General features: G+C 61.8%; 16 protein-coding genes. 4 read left to right on the top strand and 12 right to left on the bottom strand.

The genetic code is table 11. The annotated features are described in order from the left end of the window. Positions 1 to 5 precede the first annotated feature (5 nt). From ccoO (DBR46_RS13625) to ccoN (DBR46_RS13590), 8 genes are all read right to left on the bottom strand, one after another. Positions 6 to 614 carry a cytochrome-c oxidase, cbb3-type subunit II gene (gene ccoO / locus DBR46_RS13625; protein WP_003193167.1) on the bottom strand — a complete coding sequence of 203 codons (609 nt, stop codon included), beginning with the start codon at positions 612 to 614 and terminating at the stop codon, positions 6 to 8. Beyond that, on the bottom strand, positions 614 to 2,056 hold the full coding sequence (gene ccoN / locus DBR46_RS13620) for a cytochrome-c oxidase, cbb3-type subunit I (RefSeq protein ID WP_124526609.1): 1,443 nt from the start codon (positions 2,054 to 2,056) through the stop codon (positions 614 to 616). The genes ccoO (DBR46_RS13625) and ccoN (DBR46_RS13620) overlap by 1 nt, the downstream gene beginning before the upstream one ends. 329 nt (positions 2,057 to 2,385) lie before the next feature. Beyond that, entirely contained in the window at positions 2,386 to 2,796 is a 411-nt protein-coding gene (locus DBR46_RS13615; protein ID WP_124526608.1) for a type II toxin-antitoxin system VapC family toxin, read from the bottom strand. Then, entirely contained in the window at positions 2,796 to 3,050 is a 255-nt protein-coding gene (locus DBR46_RS13610) for a type II toxin-antitoxin system Phd/YefM family antitoxin (protein WP_124526607.1), read from the bottom strand. The genes DBR46_RS13615 and DBR46_RS13610 overlap by 1 nt, the downstream gene beginning before the upstream one ends. Positions 3,051 to 3,179: 129 nt before the next feature. Further along, a complete protein-coding gene (gene ccoP, locus DBR46_RS13605; RefSeq protein ID WP_124526606.1) occupies positions 3,180 to 4,112 on the bottom strand; it encodes a cytochrome-c oxidase, cbb3-type subunit III in 933 nt (310 codons plus the stop codon). After that, a complete protein-coding gene (locus DBR46_RS13600; protein ID WP_010208563.1) occupies positions 4,109 to 4,309 on the bottom strand; it encodes a cbb3-type cytochrome c oxidase subunit 3 in 201 nt (66 codons plus the stop codon). Before DBR46_RS13600 ends, ccoP begins: the two co-directional genes overlap by 4 nt. A 3-nt stretch (positions 4,310 to 4,312) precedes the next feature. Beyond that, on the bottom strand, positions 4,313 to 4,921 hold the full coding sequence (gene ccoO, locus DBR46_RS13595) for a cytochrome-c oxidase, cbb3-type subunit II (protein ID WP_017735321.1): 609 nt from the start codon (positions 4,919 to 4,921) through the stop codon (positions 4,313 to 4,315). A 10-nt stretch (positions 4,922 to 4,931) separates the two neighbouring features. Further along, entirely contained in the window at positions 4,932 to 6,356 is a 1,425-nt protein-coding gene (gene ccoN, locus DBR46_RS13590) for a cytochrome-c oxidase, cbb3-type subunit I (RefSeq protein WP_124526605.1), read from the bottom strand. Between the two features lie 79 nt (positions 6,357 to 6,435). Between ccoN (DBR46_RS13590) and DBR46_RS13585 the strand changes: the two genes are divergently transcribed. Next, positions 6,436 to 7,131 carry an alpha/beta family hydrolase gene (locus DBR46_RS13585; RefSeq protein ID WP_124526604.1) on the top strand — a complete coding sequence of 232 codons (696 nt, stop codon included), beginning with the start codon at positions 6,436 to 6,438 and terminating at the stop codon, positions 7,129 to 7,131. A 103-nt stretch (positions 7,132 to 7,234) separates the two neighbouring features. Here DBR46_RS13585 and DBR46_RS13580 read toward each other — a convergent pair whose 3' ends face one another. The 4 genes from DBR46_RS13580 to DBR46_RS13565 all read right to left on the bottom strand — a co-directional run bounded on the left by DBR46_RS13580 (position 7,235) and on the right by DBR46_RS13565 (position 12,317). Then, positions 7,235 to 8,800, bottom strand: a complete 1,566-nt coding sequence (locus DBR46_RS13580) for a PAS domain-containing methyl-accepting chemotaxis protein (protein WP_124526603.1) — start codon at positions 8,798 to 8,800, stop codon at positions 7,235 to 7,237. A gap of 73 nt (positions 8,801 to 8,873) precedes the next feature. Next, positions 8,874 to 9,665: a CPBP family intramembrane glutamic endopeptidase gene (locus DBR46_RS13575; RefSeq protein ID WP_124526602.1), complete on the bottom strand. Its 792-nt coding sequence runs from the start codon at positions 9,663 to 9,665 to the stop codon at positions 8,874 to 8,876. A gap of 77 nt (positions 9,666 to 9,742) precedes the next feature. Further along, complete coding sequence (locus DBR46_RS13570) at positions 9,743 to 10,639, bottom strand: DMT family transporter (protein WP_124526601.1); 897 nt, start codon at positions 10,637 to 10,639, stop codon at positions 9,743 to 9,745. Between the two features lie 52 nt (positions 10,640 to 10,691). Beyond that, complete coding sequence (locus DBR46_RS13565) at positions 10,692 to 12,317, bottom strand: methyl-accepting chemotaxis protein (RefSeq protein WP_124526600.1); 1,626 nt, start codon at positions 12,315 to 12,317, stop codon at positions 10,692 to 10,694. Between the two features lie 121 nt (positions 12,318 to 12,438). Between DBR46_RS13565 and DBR46_RS30215 the strand changes: the two genes are divergently transcribed. The 3 genes from DBR46_RS30215 (at position 12,439) to hrpA (ending at position 18,539) form a co-directional block, all read left to right on the top strand. Further along, positions 12,439 to 12,591 (top strand): hypothetical protein, encoded by a 153-nt coding sequence (locus DBR46_RS30215; protein ID WP_158619153.1) that lies wholly within the window; start codon positions 12,439 to 12,441, stop codon positions 12,589 to 12,591. Between the two features lie 115 nt (positions 12,592 to 12,706). Next, positions 12,707 to 14,422 carry a bifunctional isocitrate dehydrogenase kinase/phosphatase gene (gene aceK / locus DBR46_RS13560; protein WP_124526599.1) on the top strand — a complete coding sequence of 572 codons (1,716 nt, stop codon included), beginning with the start codon at positions 12,707 to 12,709 and terminating at the stop codon, positions 14,420 to 14,422. A 205-nt stretch (positions 14,423 to 14,627) separates the two neighbouring features. Beyond that, positions 14,628 to 18,539 (top strand): ATP-dependent RNA helicase HrpA, encoded by a 3,912-nt coding sequence (gene hrpA, locus DBR46_RS13550; protein ID WP_124526598.1) that lies wholly within the window; start codon positions 14,628 to 14,630, stop codon positions 18,537 to 18,539. The last annotated feature ends 127 nt before the right edge of the window (positions 18,540 to 18,666 follow it).

Genomic DNA, 18,666 nt, shown 5'->3' with positions numbered 1-18,666 from the left:
GTAGGTCACCGTTTGCTTTTGATGATGGTGCCAAGGCCTTGCAGGTAGGCCACCAATGCGTCCATTTCGGTCTTGCCCTTCACGGCTGCGGCTGCACCGGCGATGTCTTCATCGGTGTAGGGCACGCCCAGGGTGCGCAAGACTTCCATTTTCTTCGCGGTGTCCTTGCCGTCGAGCTTGTTTTCCACGAGGAACGGGTACGCCGGCATTTTCGACTCAGGCACCACGTTGCGCGGGTTGTACAAGTGCGCGCGCTGCCAGTCATCAGAGTAACGTCCGCCGACACGGGCCAGGTCCGGGCCGGTGCGCTTGGAGCCCCACAGGAACGGGTGGTCCCACACGCTTTCGCCGGCGACCGAGTAGTGGCCGTAGCGTTCGGTTTCGGCGCGGAACGGGCGGATCATCTGCGAGTGGCAGCCGACACAACCGTTGGCGATGTAGACGTCACGGCCTTCCAGTTCAAGGGCGGTGCGCGGCTTCATGCCTTCGACCGGCTTGTTGGTCACGTCCTGGAAGAACAGCGGAACGATCTGGGTCAGGCCGCCGATACTCACGGCGATGACCATGAAGAAGGCCAGCAGGCCGATATTCTTCTCGACTACTTCATGCTTCATCAGTGCGCTCCCACTACGGCGATCTTGGCGGCGGCTTCAGCTTCTACAGGGTCGGCGGCACGCACGGTGCGCCAGACGTTGTAGGCCATCAGGAACATGCCGGAGGCAAAGAATGCACCGCCCAGGGCGCGGACGATGAAACCCGGATGGCTGGCTTGCAGCGCTTCGACGAAGGAGTAGGTGAGGGTGCCGTCATCGTTGATCGCACGCCACATCAGGCCCTGGGTGATGCCGTTGACCCACATCGAGGCGATGTAGAGCACGGTGCCGATGGTGGCCAGCCAGAAGTGCGCATTGATCAGCGCGACGCTGTGCATTTGCGGGCGCCCGAACAGTTTCGGGATCATATGGTACAGCGCGCCGATGGAGATCATCGCTACCCAACCGAGGGCGCCGGCGTGTACGTGGCCGATGGTCCAGTCGGTGTAGTGGGACAGCGAGTTGACGGTCTTGATCGCCATCATCGGCCCTTCGAACGTCGACATGCCGTAGAACGCCAGCGACACCACCAGGAACCGCAGGATCGGGTCGGTGCGCAATTTATGCCAGGCGCCCGACAGGGTCATCATGCCGTTGATCATGCCGCCCCAGCTCGGGGCCAGCAGGATGATCGACATCGCCATGCCCAGCGACTGCGCCCAATCCGGCAGCGCGGTGTAGTGCAAGTGGTGGGGACCTGCCCAGATGTACAGGGTGATCAGCGCCCAGAAGTGCACGATGGACAGGCGATACGAGTAAATAGGACGTTCGGCCTGTTTCGGCACGAAGTAGTACATCATCCCCAGGAAACCCGTGGTCAGGAAGAAACCTACCGCGTTATGCCCGTACCACCACTGGATCATCGCGTCCGTCGCCCCGGCGTAGGCCGAATAGGACTTGAACAGGCTGACCGGCAGGGAGGCGTGGTTGACGATGTGCAGCATCGCCGTTACCAGGATAAAGGCGCCGTAGAACCAGTTGCCCACATAGATGTGCTTGGTCTTGCGCTTGACGATGGTGCCGAAGAACACCACGGCATAGGTCACCCACACAATGGCGAGCAAAATGGCGATGGGCCATTCCAGCTCGGCGTATTCCTTGGTGGTGGTGTAGCCCAGGGGCAGGGTGACGATGGCGCCGAGGATCACGGCTTGCCAGCCCCAGAAGGTGAAGGCGGCGAGGCCATCGGAGATCAGTCGCGTCTGGCAGGTTCGCTGCACGACATAGTAGGAGGTGGCAAACAAAGCACATCCACCGAAGGCGAAAATCACCAGGTTGGTGTGCAGCGGGCGCAGGCGACCGAAGGTCGTCCAGGGCAAGCCGAAATTCAATTCCGGCCAGACCAGTTGCGAGGCGATGAACACCCCGAGCCCCATGCCAAGGATCCCCCAGACCACCGTCATGATGGCGAACTGGCGGACTACCTTATAGTTATAAGCAGTCGGACTGATTGCTGTGCTCATTCTAAGGTTCCACGGTTTAGGTTTTTTTATAGGTAAAAATCGGCCGCAAGTATGTAGAAAGCGAGAGGCCAATGCAACGCAACGCTGACCTGTGTCAAGGCGTTCCACGCCAGATTCTGCGCCCTTTCCCTGTTTTACGTAAGGATAAAGTCGGAGTTGGAAAGCTGATCAAGTGGACAGGAATTTTTTCGGGTCGCAACGGGAGTCGTCGCGTACACCAGAACCGGCCCGCTGTGGAGGAAGCGTAGACCCGAATGGCGGGAGGGGAAAGTTGTGCTTTGGAGGGGGTGTGACAAAAGGTCGCGAAGTCTCGGCGGGTGAAAGCCCGGTTATTCGTCCCAGGGATTGATCACCGTCACGCCACTGGATTTGAAGTCACTGACATTGCGTGTGACAACGGTGAGTCCGTGCACCAGCGCAGTCGCCGCGATCAGGGCGTCGCTCTCGTTCGCCTGGTCGGGAACATGCAAGTGGGCGCAACGCAGGGCGACGGCGGCGTCCACTGGCAGGATTCGGGCATCGAACGCCGGCATCACATGGCGCTTGAGCCAGGTGCGCAGGACCTTGCCTTGGGCCGGGTCGCGCCGCTCCATACGCAGTACCCCGGTTTCCAACTCCTTCAGCGTAATCACTGAGATGAACATGCGCGGTGCGATGACGCTTTTGGCCCAGGCGACGACGTTCGCGTCTGCCTGGGGTTTACGTAGTTCGGAAATAACGTTGGTGTCGAGTAGATACATCAAGAAAGGTCCACGGGGCGATGAGTGATCACGGCGCGTTCGGTCTCGAAGTCGATATCGGCAGCGTCCGGCATGACCAACAGGTCAACGATGTCGGCGTTCAGGCCGGTCAACTTCTGGTAGTCCTCAATGCTTAGCAGCACATGAGCAGGTTTGCCGCGGTCAGTGATGAAAACCGGGCCTTGGCGCGTGGCTTTTTTGGCACCGCTTGTGTCTTGATTGAATTCGCGGCTGGAAATAGTGGTGATAGTCATGGGATAGCTCCCCGGGTCAGGGTGAATGTAGGCACGTTACTACTTTGGTGGCGCGAGTGGCAATATTGTCCCCACAAAAAAGCCCCGCCAGTTTGCACTGAGCGGGGCTCGCGGGTTTACAAGGACTGACTATTGCTCAGTCTTCTGCTCCCCATGGGACAAGCTGTAAACATACGCCGCCAACAAGTGCACCTTGTCATTCCCTTGCAGCACATCCTGCGCCGGCATCTGGCCTTGGCGGCCGTGACGGATCGTCTGCTGCAACTGCGCCAGGCTGGTGCCGTAGATGTAGCCAGCCGGTTTGGTCAGGTCAGGTGCACCCATGGCTTCCATGCCAGTGCCTTGCGGGCCGTGGCACGCCACGCAGGTGGTGCTGAACGCGGCTTGGCCGGCGGCCAGGTCGGCGCTGTTGTCCGCCGGCAATGGCAGCTTGGCCAGGTCGTGACGCACATAGGCGGCAACGTTTTTCACGCCGTCTTCACCGAGGATTTCGCCCCAGGCCGGCATCGCCGCGTGGCGACCGTTGAGGATCGTGGTCTTGATCGCTTCGGCCGAACCGCCCCAGCGCCAGATGTTGTCCGCCAGGTTCGGGAAGCCATATGCGCCCTTGGCGTCCGAGCCGTGGCACACCGCGCAGTTGGAGGCAAACAGGCGACCGCCCATTTTCAACGCTTGCGGGTCTTTGGCCACTTCTTCCACGGGCATGGCTGCGAATTTGGCGAAGATCGGCCCGAACTTGGCGTCGGCCTTGGCCATTTCCTTGTCCCATTCCTTGTTCTGCGTCCAGCCGTCCTCGTAGCCGGGCAACACGCCTTTCCAGTTGCCCAGGCCCGGGTAGAGGATCAGGTAGCCGACCGCAAACACCAGGGTGCCGGCGAACAGCATGAACCACCACTGGGGCAGGGGGTTGTCGTACTCCTCGATCCCGTCGAAGGCGTGGCCCATGGTCTGGTCCACACTGCCCTTGGTCTCGCCCTTGCGGGTGCCGATCAACAGCCAGGTCAGGCCGATCAGGCTGCCCAGGGTCAGTACGCAGATCCATGTACTCCAAAATAGGGTCATGGCCGAGTGCTCCTTATTGCAGGCTCTTCTTGAGCGTCGGATGGAGAGGGTTCATCGGCGAAGGGCAGCAGGCGCGCCTGCTCGAATTCCGCATTGCGCCGGTTGTTGAACACCCACAGCGACAGGCCGATAAAGGCGATGGCGACGACCAGCGTGCCAAGGCCGCGGATGGTGCCCGCATCGAATTCAAATCCCATGGCTCACCTCTTGCTCTTGATGGCAGTGCCGAGCACTTGCAGGTACGACACCAGCGCGTCCATCTCGGTCTTGCCCTTGAGGCTGGCGACGGCGCCACTGATGTCGTCGTCGGTGTATGGCACGCCGAGGGTGCGCATCACTTTCAACTTGGTCTCGGTGTGGCTGCTGTCGACCGCGGCGGTGACCAGCCACGGGTAGGCCGGCATTTTCGACTCGGGCACGACGTTGCGCGGGTTGTACAAGTGCGCGCGGTGCCAGTCGTCCGAGTAGCGTGCGCCGACGCGCGCCAGGTCCGGCCCGGTGCGCTTGGAGCCCCACAGGAACGGGTGATCCCACACGCTTTCGCCCGCTACCGAGTAGTGGCCGTAGCGTTCGGTCTCGGCGCGGAATGGGCGGATCATCTGCGAGTGGCACTGCACACAGCCTTCGCGGATGTAGATGTCACGGCCTTCCAGTTGCAGCGCGGTGTAGGGCTTCATGCCTTCCACCGGCTTGTTGGTGACGTCCTGGAAGAACAGCGGGACGATCTGGGTCAGGCCGCCGATACTCACGGCCAGCACCATCAGCAGCATCAGCAGGCCGACGTTCTTTTCAATCGTTTCGTGTTTCATCACTGACTCCTCAGGCCATCTGCGTGGCGGTGGCGGCTTCGACAGGTTGTGCCGAGCGCACGGTGCGCCAAGTGTTGTAAGCCATCAGGAACATGCCGCTGAGGAACACTGCACCGCCCACCAATCGCACGATGAAGCCAAGGTGGCTGGCCACCAGGGTTTCGACGAAGGAGTAGGTCAAGGTGCCGTCTTCGTTGACCGCACGCCACATCAGGCCCTGGGCGATGCCGTTGACCCACATCGAGGCGATGTAGAGCACGGTGCCGATGGTGGCCAGCCAGAAATGCGCGTTGATCAGGCCGAGGCTGTACATCTGCTCGCGACCGAAGATTTTCGGGATCATGTGGTACAGCGCGCCGATGGAGATCATCGCTACCCAACCGAGGGCGCCGGCGTGTACGTGGCCGATGGTCCAGTCGGTGTAGTGGGAGAGGGCGTTGACGGTCTTGATCGCCATCATCGGGCCTTCGAACGTCGACATGCCGTAGAACGCCAGGGAGACCACGAGGAAGCGCAGGATCGGGTCGCTGCGCAACTTATGCCAGGCGCCCGACAGGGTCATCATGCCGTTGATCATCCCGCCCCAGCTCGGTGCCAGCAGCACCAGCGACATCACCATGCCCAGGGACTGTGCCCAGTCCGGCAGCGCGGTGTAATGCAAGTGGTGGGGACCTGCCCAGATGTACAGGGTGATCAGTGCCCAGAAGTGCACGATGGACAAGCGATAGGAATACACCGGACGCTCGGCCTGTTTCGGCACGAAGTAGTACATCATCCCGAGGAAGCCGGCGGTGAGGAAAAAGCCTACCGCGTTATGCCCATACCACCACTGCACCATGGCATCCGTCGCACCACCGTAAAGGGAGTAGGACTTGGTCAGGCTGACCGGGATTTCCAGGTTGTTGACGATATGCAAAATGGCCACGGTGATGATGAACGCACCGAAAAACCAGTTACCGACGTAGATGTGCTTGGTATTGCGCTTCATCACCGTGCCGAAGAACACGATGGCGTAGGCCACCCAGACAATGGTGATGAGGATGTCGATCGGCCATTCCAGCTCGGCGTATTCCTTGGAGCTGGTGTAGCCCAGCGGCAAGGTGATCGCGGCCAACAGGATGACCAACTGCCAGCCCCAGAAGCAGAACGCGGCGATTTTCGGCGCAAACAGCTGGGTTTGGCAGGTGCGTTGCACCGAGTAGAAGGAGCTGGCGAACAGCGCGCAGCCACCGAACGCGAAGATCACCGCGTTGGTGTGCAACGGGCGCAGGCGGCCGAAGCTGGTCCAGGGTAAATCGAAATTCAGAGCAGGCCAGACCAATTGGGCGGCGAGAAAAACCCCGAGCCCCATGCCGACGATGCCCCACACCACCGTCATAATGGCGAATTGGCGGACCACCTTGTAGTTATAGGCGGTACTTAAAGTAGTGTTCATGGTTCCCCATCCACGGTTCAACCCAAGCAAATGCGGCACTTGGGCTGGAGTTATAGGCAGACTAAATAGCGAGGCAAGCATGGGCAAAGAGCACAAGGCCAGTATTGACGGGGATCAATGGGCGCAGTGTGTGCGGGAACATGGCTGGTTGTGGGATGTCGCGGCGAACGTTGCAGGGCATGAACCTGTGACGCTGATCCTGGCCCACGGCGCCGGCGCACCGATGGACTCGGCCTTCATGAACGACATGGCTGCACGCCTTGCCGGGCACGGCGTCAACGTGTTGCGCTTCGAGTTTCCCTACATGGCCCAACGTCGTGTGGACGGCGGCAAACGCCCACCCAACCCGGCGCCGAAACTGCTGGAGGCATGGCGCGAGGTGTATGCGCAAGTGCGACGTCATGTCGCTGGGAAACTGGCGATTGGCGGCAAGTCCATGGGCGGGCGCATGGCCAGTCTGTTGGCTGACGAGTTGGGCGCTGATGGGCTGGTGTGCCTGGGGTATCCGTTCTATGCGGTGGGCAAGCCGGAAAAACCACGGGTGGAGCATCTGGCCGGGCTGAAGACGCGGACCTTGATCGTGCAGGGCGAGCGCGATGCCTTGGGCAATCGGGCGGCGGTGGAGGGGTATGTGTTAGCACCGAGCATCGAGGTGATGTGGCTGGTGGCGGGGGATCATGATTTGAAACCGTTGAAGGTTTCGGGGTTTAGTCATGAGCAGCATTTGGCGGCTGCGGCGGTGAAGGTTTCCAGCTTTCTTATGAGCACTGAGTAAAACCTGTGGCGAGGGAGCTTGCTCCCGCTGGGCTGCGCAGCGGCCCCAAAATCTTGGGAGCGCTTCGCACTCCAGCGGGAGCAAGCTCCCTCGCCACAGTGGTTTACCGGTTGAAGCGCTCCACCAGCGAATACTGGGTATTCGCGGTATGCGTCAGCTCTTCACTCAACTGCGCCGAATTCAACGCCTGCTCCGACGTCTGGTCCGCCAACAATGCAATCGTGCTGATATTGCGGCTGATCTCTTCGGCCACCGAGCTTTGTTCTTCGGTCGCTGCCGCGATCTGCGTGGTCATGTCGGTGATATGTGCGACCGCTTCACTGATCCCCACCAACGCCTGATCCGCCTCCATCACCCGCGCTACACCTTCTTCGGCCTGGCGATGCCCGGCGTCCATGGTTTGCACGGCAGCGGCAGCGGTCTGCTGCAGCTTGGCGATCAGGGCGTGGATCTGCCCGGTGGACTCGGCGGTACGCTGGGCCAGTTGGCGCACTTCGTCGGCCACCACGGCAAAACCACGGCCCATCTCACCGGCACGCGCCGCTTCGATGGCGGCGTTGAGCGCTAGCAGGTTGGTCTGGTCGGCGATGCCTTTGATCACATCGACCACGCCGCCGATTTCATCGCTGTCCTTGGCCAGTTGGGTGACGGTCACGCCCGTCTCGCCCACGGCCACCGACAGGCGCTGAATCGCCTCGCGGGTTTCCCCGGCGATATCGCGGCCGCGGCCGGTCAGGCGGTTGGCTTCCTGGGTTGCATCGGCCGTGCGCTGGACATGGCTGGCGACTTCCTGGGTCGTCGCGGCCATCTGGTTGACGGCGGTGGCCACTTGTTCGGTTTCCACGCGCTGGCGTTCCAGGCCGCTGGAGCTGTTGTGCGCCAGGGTGTTGGATTGCGCCGCTTGGTCGTTGAGGTGTTCGGCAGTGTCCTGCAAGCGCGTCAGGCACGTCTTCAGACGGGCTTCCTGGCTGAGGATCGACATCTCCAGGCGTGCCTGGGCGCCACGGCTGTCGGTGTACATCTGCGCGATCAACGGGTCGGAGGTGGTCTGCTCGGCCAAGCGCAGCAAACGCTTGAGGCCGCGCTGCTGCCAGCTCAGGCCCAGCAGGCCCAGTGGCACCGACAACCCCGCCGCCAGGGCAAAGCCCCAGTGGGAGTTGAGTGACGCGCCGATCATGAAGCTCAACTGGCTGACCAGGATAAACGGCAGCCAGTCTTGCAGCACCGGCAGCCACTTGTCTTTCTGGGGGATCGCCGACTTGCCCTGGTTGATGCGTTGATAGAGCGCTTCGGCGCGGCGGATCTGCTCGGCGGTGGGCTTGATGCGCACCGATTCGTAGCCGACCACCTGGTTGCCTTCGAAAACCGGCGTCACATAGGCGTTAACCCAGTAGTGGTCACCGGTCTTGCAGCGATTCTTGACAATGCCCATCCATGGCAAGCCTTGTTTGAGCGTGGTCCACATATGCGCAAACACCGCGCCCGGAACATCCGGGTGACGCACCAGGTTGTGTGGTGCGCGCAGCAGTTCTTCGCGGGTGAACCCACTGATCTCGACAAACGCGTCGTTGCAGTAAGTGATCACGCCCTTGGCATCTGTGGTGGAGATCAACCGTTGCTGAGCGGGGAAGGTACGTTCGCGCTGGGTAACGGGTTGGTTATTACGCATGATTGTTCAATCCGCAAGGCTTTCAGGGGTTATCGGCACGGGCAGGGGTTTATTTAACTTATTTTTGCAACAATCAACCGGCCAGCATCGGGTACGTAAACAAGCCGAAGTGAAGCAGATTCAGGCCGAAGTGCGTGGCAACCGCCGCACCCAGACCGCCGAAGCGATACGCCAGGCCATAACCGACCCCGGCAATGCTCGCCAACAGCACCCACTGCCAACCCGCGCCCAGGTGCACCAGGCCAAAGAGCAGCGAGGCCAGCAACAACGCGAGATTGTCACCGTAGGGCAGCTGTTTGAAACGTTGGCTCAGCCCCCCCTGGACGTAGCCACGGAACAGCGCTTCTTCCACCAGGGTGACCAGCAGCAGATTGTTCAATACCCACAGCCACGCCTGTTCCGGCCATTTCGGCGCCCAACTGATCATGCCCAGCAACGCGGCGCCGCCCAGCGCGGCAACGGCGGTCAGGGTCAAGGCCAGCGCGGTGACGCAGATCGACAGGCGCAACGAACGGCGCGCCACGATCCACGGGCAGGCCAGCAGCAGCCAGAAGCCGATCAGCGGCTTGTCCTGGTTGAGGTACATCGAGAAGGGCACGGCGTCGGCGGTAAATCGCTGCGGGGCAATGCCGCGGCCATTGTAGAAACCCGGTAGCCAGTGCATCGCCAGGCCCAGGGCCAGCACGATAAACAAGCCGTGGCCCAGGTAGCGCGCCCAAGGGGTGCGCTGCTGGCGCACGGCATACCCGGCCAGCAACAACAGGGCGACCGAGATACCGGCGAGCAGGCCCAATTGCCCATAGATCAGGGCCAATACGTAGCCAATGGAAAGAAGCGCCAGGTACAGCCAGGGCAGTGCGAGCATGGGAAATCCTTGGAAAAATCTGGGCGGCATTATAGCGACCGTCCTACAGGCGACACATGAAAACTCCGGTAATCGTCCTACAAGGTTTTAGCCAGCCGTCCTGGCCGCAACACCATCCACAACGCTCCGGCAATCAATAACCCGCCGTACAAGTGCGCCATCGATAAAGGCTCGCCCAGCAACAGCGCACCCCACAGCACGCCAAACGGTGGGATCAAGAACGTGGTGGTCATCGACCGCACCGGCCCGATGGCAGTGAGCAAGCGGAAGTACAACACGTAGGCCAGCGCCGTACACACCAGGCCCAACCCGAGCAACGAGCCCCACACCGGCCAGCCGCCCCAACTCGCGGGCGGATGGCTGATGGCGCTGTAGGCAAACAGCGGCAACAGAAACAACGTCGCACCGAGCATGCTGCCCAAGGCCGACAGACGACTGTCCAAGCCACCGCGCTGATCCAGCCAGCGCCGCGCCAGGAACCCGGCAAAGCCATAACAGGTGGTGGCGACCAGGCAGGCCAGCGCGCCCATCAACAGCTCCAGGTCAAACGCCACCGGCCCCGCACGGGTCAACACGCCCACGCCCAGCAGGCCCAGGCTGACCCCGGCGAGTTTCGACGGGGTCAGGCGTTCACTGAAAAACAGCCCGCCAATCAACACGCCCATCAGCGGCGTGGTGGCGTTGAAGATCGCCGAGTAACCCGCCGGCAGCACCTGGGCGGCCACCGAGTACATCGTCGCCGGGATGCCCGAGTTGATTACCCCCAGCATCAGGACGGTCTTGAACTTGCCCTGGAAATCCCACTTCACACGCATCACCGCGAGGATCACCAACAAGCCGGCAGCGGCAATCGACACCCGGAAAAACGCGGTCGGCACCGCCCCCAGCTCCGGCGCGATAATGCGCATGAACAGGAAGCTGGCGCCCCAAATGGCGGCGAGCCCCAGCAGGTACAGGGTGTCGACAGGTCTCACGGAGTTCTCCTACATCAATCAGGCGGCGAGTGTTGCACGCCACCTCGACTGATTACAGGACAAACCGCGTCACCAGCCCATTGAGGTCCACCGCCAGGCGCGACAGTTCCTGGCTGGCGGCCGAGGTCTGGGTGGCGCCGGCGGCGGTCTGGGTGGACAGGTCGCGAATGTTCACCAGGCTGCGGTCTACCTCGCGCGCCACCAGGGCCTGTTGCTCGGCGGCGCTGGCGATTACCAGATTGCGTTGGCTGATCTGCGAGATGGCCGCAGTGATTTTCTCCAGGGCGCTGCCCGCGCTGTTGGCCCGTTGCAGGGTTTGCCCGGCGTGTTCGGCGCTGCTGTTCAGCGCGCCGACCGTGTCCTGGGTGCCTTGCTGGATGCCGGTGATCATCTGCTCGATTTCTTCGGTGGAGTTCTGGGTGCGTTGGGCCAGCGAGCGCACCTCGTCGGCGACCACTGCGAAACCACGGCCAGCCTCGCCCGCGCGGGCGGCTTCGATGGCGGCGTTCAGCGCCAGCAGGTTGGTTTGCCCGGCAATGCCGCGGATCACTTCCAGCACCTTGCTGATGTCTTGCGCCTGCACCGCCAGGCCTTCGGCTTTATTGGAGGCGCCGAGCACTTCGTCCACCAGGTTCTGGATCGAGCTGATGGTTTCGCTGATCTGGTAGTGGCCGTGCTTGCTGTCTTCATCGGAGGCCTTGGACGCCTCGGCGCTGGACACCGCATTGCCCGCCACCTCATCCACCGCCGCGCTCATCTGGGTCACGGCGGTCGCGGCCTGTTCGATTTCATCGTTCTGCGCTTGCAGGCCACGGGTGCTCTGTTCCATCACCGAGCTCATTTCTTCGGCGGCCGAGGCCAACTGTTGTGCCGATTCACTGATGCCGCGAATGGTGGTTTGCAGCTGTTCCTGCATGGTGGCCAGGGCCGTCAACAATTGCGCCGGCTCATCCTTGCCGCGCACCACGATGGGCTGGCTCAAGTCGCCGGCGGCGATGGTGCGCGCGACGGTCAGCGCCTGGCCGAGGGGCGCGGTAATGCTGCGGGTCAGCAGCCACGCCAGGACCAAGGTGGCAAGCAGCGCGAACACGATGATCAGGCCGACCACCCATTGTGCGTTCGTATACATCTGCGCCGCCGACGCCACCGCGGCTTCGACGCCGTTCTGGTTGAAGGTGATCAGCTCTTCCAGGCTTTTGCTGAGGATCACACCCTGGGGCGCCAGGCGCGTGTTGAGCAGGTCGATGGCGTCTTGTTGCTGATCCTTGTCCACCAGCGCGACGATCTGCCCGACCAGGCTGAGGTAGCCGTCTACGTTGACCTTGAGCTGCTTGAGTTTCTCGCCTTCTTCGGCGTCGCTGAGCAGGCTTTCGTGATGCTGCAGCAGGGTTTGCAGTTCGCTGCGGTGGCGGCCGAGCAGGCTTTTGCTGGTGTCACGAATCCGCGATTCATCGGTGGTGGCCAGGCGCAAGGCCTCCAGGCGGATGCTGGCCACGTAGGCGGCGCTGTCGTGGATATTCTCGATGCTCGGCATCCACGATTGCTCGATGACCAGCGCACTTTCGCGCAGCTTGGCCATCTGTCCCAGGCCAAACAGACCAACGATCACCAACAAGCTGGCCAAAACCCCAAAACTCAGACCAGCACGCAAGCCGATCCTCATATTCCTCAATGACATCTCAATGCTCCTTGGGCGATTAGAACCTGTTCCCGTGCCGGCCTTTAGACCTTGTTAGGGGGGGAAAGGGCGCGCTGTATAGCAAAGTGCCACTAACGAGGTAATCAGGGTTTCCCTTACGGTGTATCAAGACGGTTACATTGCGCTGGCGGCCATTGCGTTGCCGGGTTTTTCACCCGCGCAGCGCCAGGCTGCGCCGTTGCAGGCGTGCGGAGAAAAGACCCGGCGACTTTTTGGTGCGTTTTTTGACCGATTGGTCGAATTAAAAAAATGAAAATAAATGTACGAATTTAACAAAGTTGTACAACGCGCCGGGAAAAATCGTCCTTCTCCTGCCTTCCTACACTGGCTAAGCTCAGGTCTTCCAGATACCCGCAGAGGTTTCCCGCATGTCGCCATCCACGCCCGCCCTCGCCATCGCCCGGATGATCCTTGATGGCTTCGACGATTACCGCGAGCATTTTCGCCAGATCACCGATGGCGCCCGCGAGCGTTTCGAAAAGGCCCAGTGGCAGCAGGGGCAGGCGGCGTCGGCGGCGCGGATCAACCTGTATGAAGAGAAGGTCAGCGAAGTGACTACGCGCCTACACGCGAGCTTCGCCGAGGGCGAGTTGCTGGACATCGACCTGTGGCCCCTGGTGAAAAGCGCCTACATCGGCCTGATCGACCTGCGCTTTGACGATGAACTGTCCGAGACCTGGTACAACTCGATCTTCTGCGGCCTGTTCAGCCATGACCTGATCAGCGACGGCTGCATGTTCATCCACACCACCCGGCCCAGCCTGCGCCGGGCGCGCGCGGCGCAAACGCGCACTTACGCACCCGCGGGCAATATCGCCGCGATGCTGGCGCAAATCTTCGCCGACTATCGCTTCAGCGAGCCCTACGCCGACTTGCCCGCCGACCTGCGCCGCCTTGAACCCCAATTGCGCGAGAACCTGCCGGACTGGGTATGCAAAGACCCGGACCTCAAGGTCGAGCTGTTTTCCTCGGTGCTCTACCGTAATAAAGGCGCCTACCTCGTAGGACGCATCTACACCCGCGACGAACAATGGCCTCTGGTGATCCCGCTGCTGCACCGCGAAGGGCAGGGCATCCAGATCGATGCGCTGATCACCGACGAAGCCGATGTGTCGATCATCTTTTCGTTTACCCGCTCCTACTTCATGGTCGATGTGCCGGTACCGGCGGAGTTCATCGGCTTTCTGCGGCGCATCCTGCCGGGCAAGCACATTGCCGAGTTGTACACCTCCATCGGCTTCTACAAACACGGCAAGTCGGAGTTCTACCGCGCGCTTATCAATCACCTGGCGACCACCGACGATCAGTTCATCATGGCCCCCGGCGTGCGCGGCATGGTCATGAGCGTGTTCACGCTGCCGGGCTTCAACACCGTGTTCAAGATCATCAAGGACCGCTTTTCACCGTCGAAAAACGTCAACCGCGCCACGGTGATCGAGAAGTACCGCCTGGTCAAAAGTGTTGATCGGGTCGGGCGCATGGCCGACACCCAGGAATTCGCCGACTTCCGTTTTCCCCTCAGCAAATTCGAACCCGAGTGCCTGGCCGAACTGCTGGAGGTCGCCGCCGGCACCGTCGAAGTCGAAGGCGACACGGTGCTCATCCGCCACTGCTGGACCGAGCGGCGCATGACCCCGCTCAACCTCTACCTGGAAAACGCCAACCCCGCCCAGGTACGCGAAGCCCTCGAAGACTACGGCCTGGCCATCAAGCAACTGGCGGCGGCGAATATCTTCCCCGGCGACATGCTGCTGAAAAACTTCGGCGTCACCCGCCACGGCCGCGTGGTGTTCTACGACTACGACGAAATCTGCTTTCTCACCGAAGCCAACTTCCGCCATATCCCCGCACCGCGCACCCCGGAGGACGAAATGGCCTCCGAGCCCTGGTACTCCATCGGCCCGCTGGATGTGTTCCCCGAAGAGTTCCCGCCGTTCCTGTTCGCCGATGCCGGCCAGCGCAAACTGTTCGATGAACTCCACGGCGAGCTGTACAACGCCGACTACTGGAAAGGCCTGCAGGATGCGATTCGCGCGGGCAAGGTTATCGATGTGTTCCCGTACCGGCGCAAGGATCCAGTTTGACGCCGACCCCCTGTGGGAGCGGGCTTGCTCGCGAATGCGGAGTGTCAGCCAATACATCTGTTGACTGACCCACCGCATTCGCGAGCAAGCCCGCTCCCACATTTGCTCGTGGTTTACCGCTGATGCCGCTCAGGCGCCTGCCAGACGAGCCGCTTTTCTGCCACACTTGCCGGCCGTGCCTATATAGATAACCGTCAAGTACCTGATGACTGACCAAGCGCCCACTATCGACCAACTGCTCAAAACCCTCGATCACGCCATGCTCGCCGACCGCCACCGCTTGCGTCGGCAGTTGCTGGAGCTGCGCAAGAAACCCGACGAGGACAAGTTGGCGCAGTGGGTCGCGCGCATGCAGGCGTCCTGTGCCCAGGTCACGGCGCGCCGCGCCAGCCTGCCGGTGATTCGTTACGACGACAGCCTGCCGATTGCCGCCAAACGCGATGAAATCAAAGAAGCGCTGAACAAGCATCAGGTGCTGATCATTGCCGGTGAGACCGGCTCGGGTAAAACCACGCAGTTGCCGAAGATCTGCCTGGAGATCGGTCGCGGTCAATTCGGCCTGATCGGCCACACCCAGCCGCGCCGGATCGCTGCGCGCAGCGTCGCCAGCCGGGTTGCCGAAGAGTTGGCCACGCCATTGGGCGCGTTGGTCGGCTATCAGGTGCGCTTTGAAGACCAGAGCGACTCCAACACCCTGATCAAGCTGATGACGGACGGCATCCTGCTGGCGGAAACCCAGAACGACCGCTACCTGGAACGTTACGACACGATCATCGTCGACGAAGCCCACGAACGCAGCCTGAACATCGACTTCCTGCTGGGTTACCTGAAAACCCTGTTGCCCCGTCGCCCGGACCTGAAAGTCATCATCACCTCGGCGACCATCGACCTGGAGCGCTTCTCCAAGCACTTCGACGATGCGCCGATTGTCGAAGTGTCGGGCCGCACCTTCCCGGTAGACACCTGGTATCGCCCGCTGACCCTGGAGCAGGACGAGGAGGGCAACCGCGTCGAGGACGACCTGACTGTCGACCAGGCGATCCTCGCCACCCTCGATGAAATCGCCGCCTACGAGCGTAGCGAGCGGCGCAGCCCTGGCGACGTGCTGGTGTTCTTGCCCGGCGAGCGCGAGATTCGCGACGCCGCCGAGATGCTGCGCAAGGCCCAGCTCAAGCACACCGAAATCCTGCCGCTGTACGCACGCCTGTCGCCGGCCGAGCAGCAGCGGATTTTCCAGTCCCATCCGGGCCGGCGCGTGGTGCTGGCGACCAACGTCGCAGAAACCTCGCTGACCGTGCCGGGCATTCGTTATGTGATCGACAGCGGCACCGCGCGCATCAGCCGCTACAGCTACCGCGCCAAGGTGCAGCGCCTGCCTATCGAGGCGATTTCCCAGGCCAGCGCCAACCAGCGTAAAGGCCGCTGTGGCCGGGTCGAGCCGGGGATCTGCATCCGCTTGTACAGCGAAGAAGACTTTATCGGCCGCCCGGAATTTACCGACCCGGAAATCCTGCGCACCAACCTCGCCGCCGTGATCTTGCAGATGCTGCACCTGCGCCTTGGCGAAATTACCGACTTCCCGTTTATCGAACCGCCAGACGGCAAGGCCATCAGCGACGGTTTCAACCTGCTGCAAGAACTCTCGGCAGTGGACCGCAACAGCCAGCTCACGCCGCTGGGCCGCCAGTTGGCGCGCCTGCCGGTGGATCCGCGCATGGGCCGCATGCTGCTGGAAGCAGCCAAGCTCGGCAGCTTGCAGGAAGTGCTGATCGTCGCCAGCGCCATGTCGATCCAGGACCCGCGCGAGCGCCCACCGGAACGTCAGCAAGCCGCCGACCAGGCCCACGCACAGTGGAAAGACGCGGATTCGGACTTCGCCGGCCTGGTCAATCTATGGCGCGGCTTTGAAGAGCAGCGCCAGGAGTTGACCGCCAGCCCGCTGCGTAACTGGTGCCGCAAGAACTTCCTCAACTATTTGCGCCTGCGCGAATGGCGCGACTCCCATCGCCAGCTCAGCCTGATCTGCCGCGACATGCAGTTGACCGTCAATAAAGAACCGGCGGATTTCGCGAAACTGCACAAGGCGGTGCTGTCCGGCCTGCTCAGCCAGATCGGCCAGAAGACCGAAGACGGCGATTACCTCGGTGCGCGCCAGCGACGCTTCTGGATTCACCCGTCGTCGGGCATCGGCAAGAAGCGCCCGCAATGGCTGATGACCGCAGAATTGGTGGAAACCACCAAGCTGTATGCACGCATGGTCGCCAAGATCGACGCCGATTGGATCGAGCCGCTGGCCGGGCACTTGATCAAGAAGAACCACTTCGAACCCCATTGGGAGAAGAAGCGCGGCCAAGTGGTAGCGTTTGAGCAGATCACCCTGTTCGGGCTGATTGTGGTCGGGCGCCGGCCGGTGCATTACGGACCGATCGATCCGGTGGTGTCGCGCGAGTTGTTTATCCGCGAAGGCCTGGTGCGTGGCGAAATTCAGTCGCGGGCCAAGTGCCTGACCGCCAACCAGCAACTGCTGGAACAGCTCGACGAACTGGAAGCCAAGGCGCGCCGTCGCGACATTCTCGCCGATGAAGAAACCCTGTACGCCTTTTATGACGCGCGCTTGCCGGCGGAGATCCACCAGACCGCGACCTTTGACAGCTGGTACAAGGTCCACAGCCAGAAAGACCCGCAGTTGCTGATCATGCGCGAAGAAGACGTGCTGGCCCGCGAGGCCAGTGAAGTCACCGCTGCGCATTACCCGGACACCCTGCATCTGGGCGACCTGGCCCTGGCCTTGAGTTACCACTTCGAACCCAATCACCCACGCGACGGCGTGACCCTGCGCGTGCCCGCACCGCTGCTGCCGGCGTTGCCGCCGGAGCGTCTGGAATGGCTGGTGCCGGGGCTGATCGAGGCCAAGTGCATCGCCCTGGTGCGCAACCTGCCCAAGGCCCTGCGCAAGAACTTCGTGCCGGTGCCGGACTTCGTCAAGGCGGCCCTGCAACGCATCGAATTTGGCCAGGGCTCGCTGCCCCAGGCGCTGGGGCGTGAGCTGCTGCGCATGACCGGTGCGCGGGTCAGCGATGAAGCCTGGGCCGAGGCGGCGCAGCAGGTGGACAGCCACCTGAAGATGAACCTGGAAGTGGTCGACGGCCAAGGCAAGTTCCTTGGCGAGGGCCGCGACTTGGCCGAGCTGACCGCGCGTTTCGCCGAAGCCAGCCAGGCGGCGTTGGCCGTGCCGCAAACCGCGAAAAGCCAACAGCCGGTGGAAGCCAAGGTGTTCGCCGCTGTCGCCGAGAAGACGCAACAGAAGATTGCCGGCCTGTCGATGACGGTCTATCCGGCACTGGTGGAAGAAAACGGCACGGTCAAGGAGGGGCGTTTCTCCACGGCCGCTGAAGCTGAATTCCAACATCGCCGCGCCTTGCAACGCTTGCTGATGCAGCAACTGGCGGAACCGGCCAAATTCCTGCGGGGCAAATTGCCCGGTCTGACGGAATTGGGGCTGATGTACCGCGAACTGGGGCGCATCGACGCCCTGGTGGAAGATATCCTGCTGGCCAGCCTCGACACCTGTGTATTGGAAGGCGAAGCCAGCCTGCCCCGCGATGGCGCAGGCTTGGCCGCCTTGGCCGAGCGCAAGCGTGGCAGCTGGACCGAACACGCCGAGCGCCTGGCACGCTTGACCCTGGAAGTGCTGAAGCTCTGGCACGCGCTGCAAAAGCGTTTCAAAGGCAAGATCGACCTGGCCCAGGCTGTGGCCTTGAACGATATCAAGCTGCAACTGAGCAACCTGGTGTATCCCGGGTTTGTCCGCGAAACCCCGGCGCAGTGGTTCAAGGAACTGCCGCGTTACCTCAAGGCCATCGAACTGCGCCTGGAGAAACTGCCGAGCCAGGTGCAAAAGGACCGGGTGTGGAGCGGCGAGTTGGCGGGTTTGTGGGCGCAGTACGAGAATCGCCTGAAAAAGCACGCCCAGGAAGGCAAGCGCGACCCGCAACTGGAGCTGTATCGCTGGTGGTTGGAGGAATATCGGGTGTCGTTGTTTGGTCAGCAGTTGGGCACCAAGGTGCCGATTTCCGACAAGCGTTTGAGCAAGCAATGGAGCCTGGTCGAGGCCTGAGACCTGCCTCGGTTCCCAAGGCAAAACAGTTCCAATGTGGGAGCGGGCTTGCTCGCGAATGCGGTATATCAGCTATGTATGCGGTGACTGACACACCGCATTCGCGAGCAAGCCCGCTCCCACAATT

Source organism: Pseudomonas sp. KBW05, assembly GCF_003852405.1.
Classification (GTDB): Bacteria; Pseudomonadota; Gammaproteobacteria; order Pseudomonadales; family Pseudomonadaceae; genus Aquipseudomonas.
Note: the sequence above shows the minus strand (reverse complement) of the source record. Positions and strands in the feature narration are given on the sequence as shown.

Excerpts from the sequence above, each read along its gene's own strand:
- ccoO (WP_017735321.1), bottom strand. The coding sequence starts at position 4,921 with ATGAAACACGAAACGATTGAAAAGAACGTCGGCCTGCTGATGCTGCTG.
- ccoN (WP_124526605.1), bottom strand. The coding sequence starts at position 6,356 with ATGAACACTACTTTAAGTACCGCCTATAACTACAAGGTGGTCCGCCAA.
- hrpA (WP_124526598.1), top strand. The coding sequence starts at position 14,628 with ATGACTGACCAAGCGCCCACTATCGACCAACTGCTCAAAACCCTCGAT.
- ccoO (WP_003193167.1), bottom strand. The coding sequence starts at position 614 with ATGAAGCATGAAGTAGTCGAGAAGAATATCGGCCTGCTGGCCTTCTTC.
- DBR46_RS13565 (WP_124526600.1), bottom strand. The coding sequence starts at position 12,317 with ATGTCATTGAGGAATATGAGGATCGGCTTGCGTGCTGGTCTGAGTTTT.
- DBR46_RS13610 (WP_124526607.1), bottom strand. The coding sequence starts at position 3,050 with ATGACTATCACCACTATTTCCAGCCGCGAATTCAATCAAGACACAAGC.
- DBR46_RS13575 (WP_124526602.1), bottom strand. The coding sequence starts at position 9,665 with ATGCTCGCACTGCCCTGGCTGTACCTGGCGCTTCTTTCCATTGGCTAC.
- DBR46_RS13615 (WP_124526608.1), bottom strand. The coding sequence starts at position 2,796 with ATGTATCTACTCGACACCAACGTTATTTCCGAACTACGTAAACCCCAG.
- aceK (WP_124526599.1), top strand. The coding sequence starts at position 12,707 with ATGTCGCCATCCACGCCCGCCCTCGCCATCGCCCGGATGATCCTTGAT.
- ccoN (WP_124526609.1), bottom strand. The coding sequence starts at position 2,056 with ATGAGCACAGCAATCAGTCCGACTGCTTATAACTATAAGGTAGTCCGC.
- ccoP (WP_124526606.1), bottom strand. The coding sequence starts at position 4,112 with ATGACCCTATTTTGGAGTACATGGATCTGCGTACTGACCCTGGGCAGC.
- DBR46_RS13600 (WP_010208563.1), bottom strand. The coding sequence starts at position 4,309 with ATGGGATTTGAATTCGATGCGGGCACCATCCGCGGCCTTGGCACGCTG.
- DBR46_RS13580 (WP_124526603.1), bottom strand. The coding sequence starts at position 8,800 with ATGCGTAATAACCAACCCGTTACCCAGCGCGAACGTACCTTCCCCGCT.
- DBR46_RS13585 (WP_124526604.1), top strand. The coding sequence starts at position 6,436 with ATGGGCAAAGAGCACAAGGCCAGTATTGACGGGGATCAATGGGCGCAG.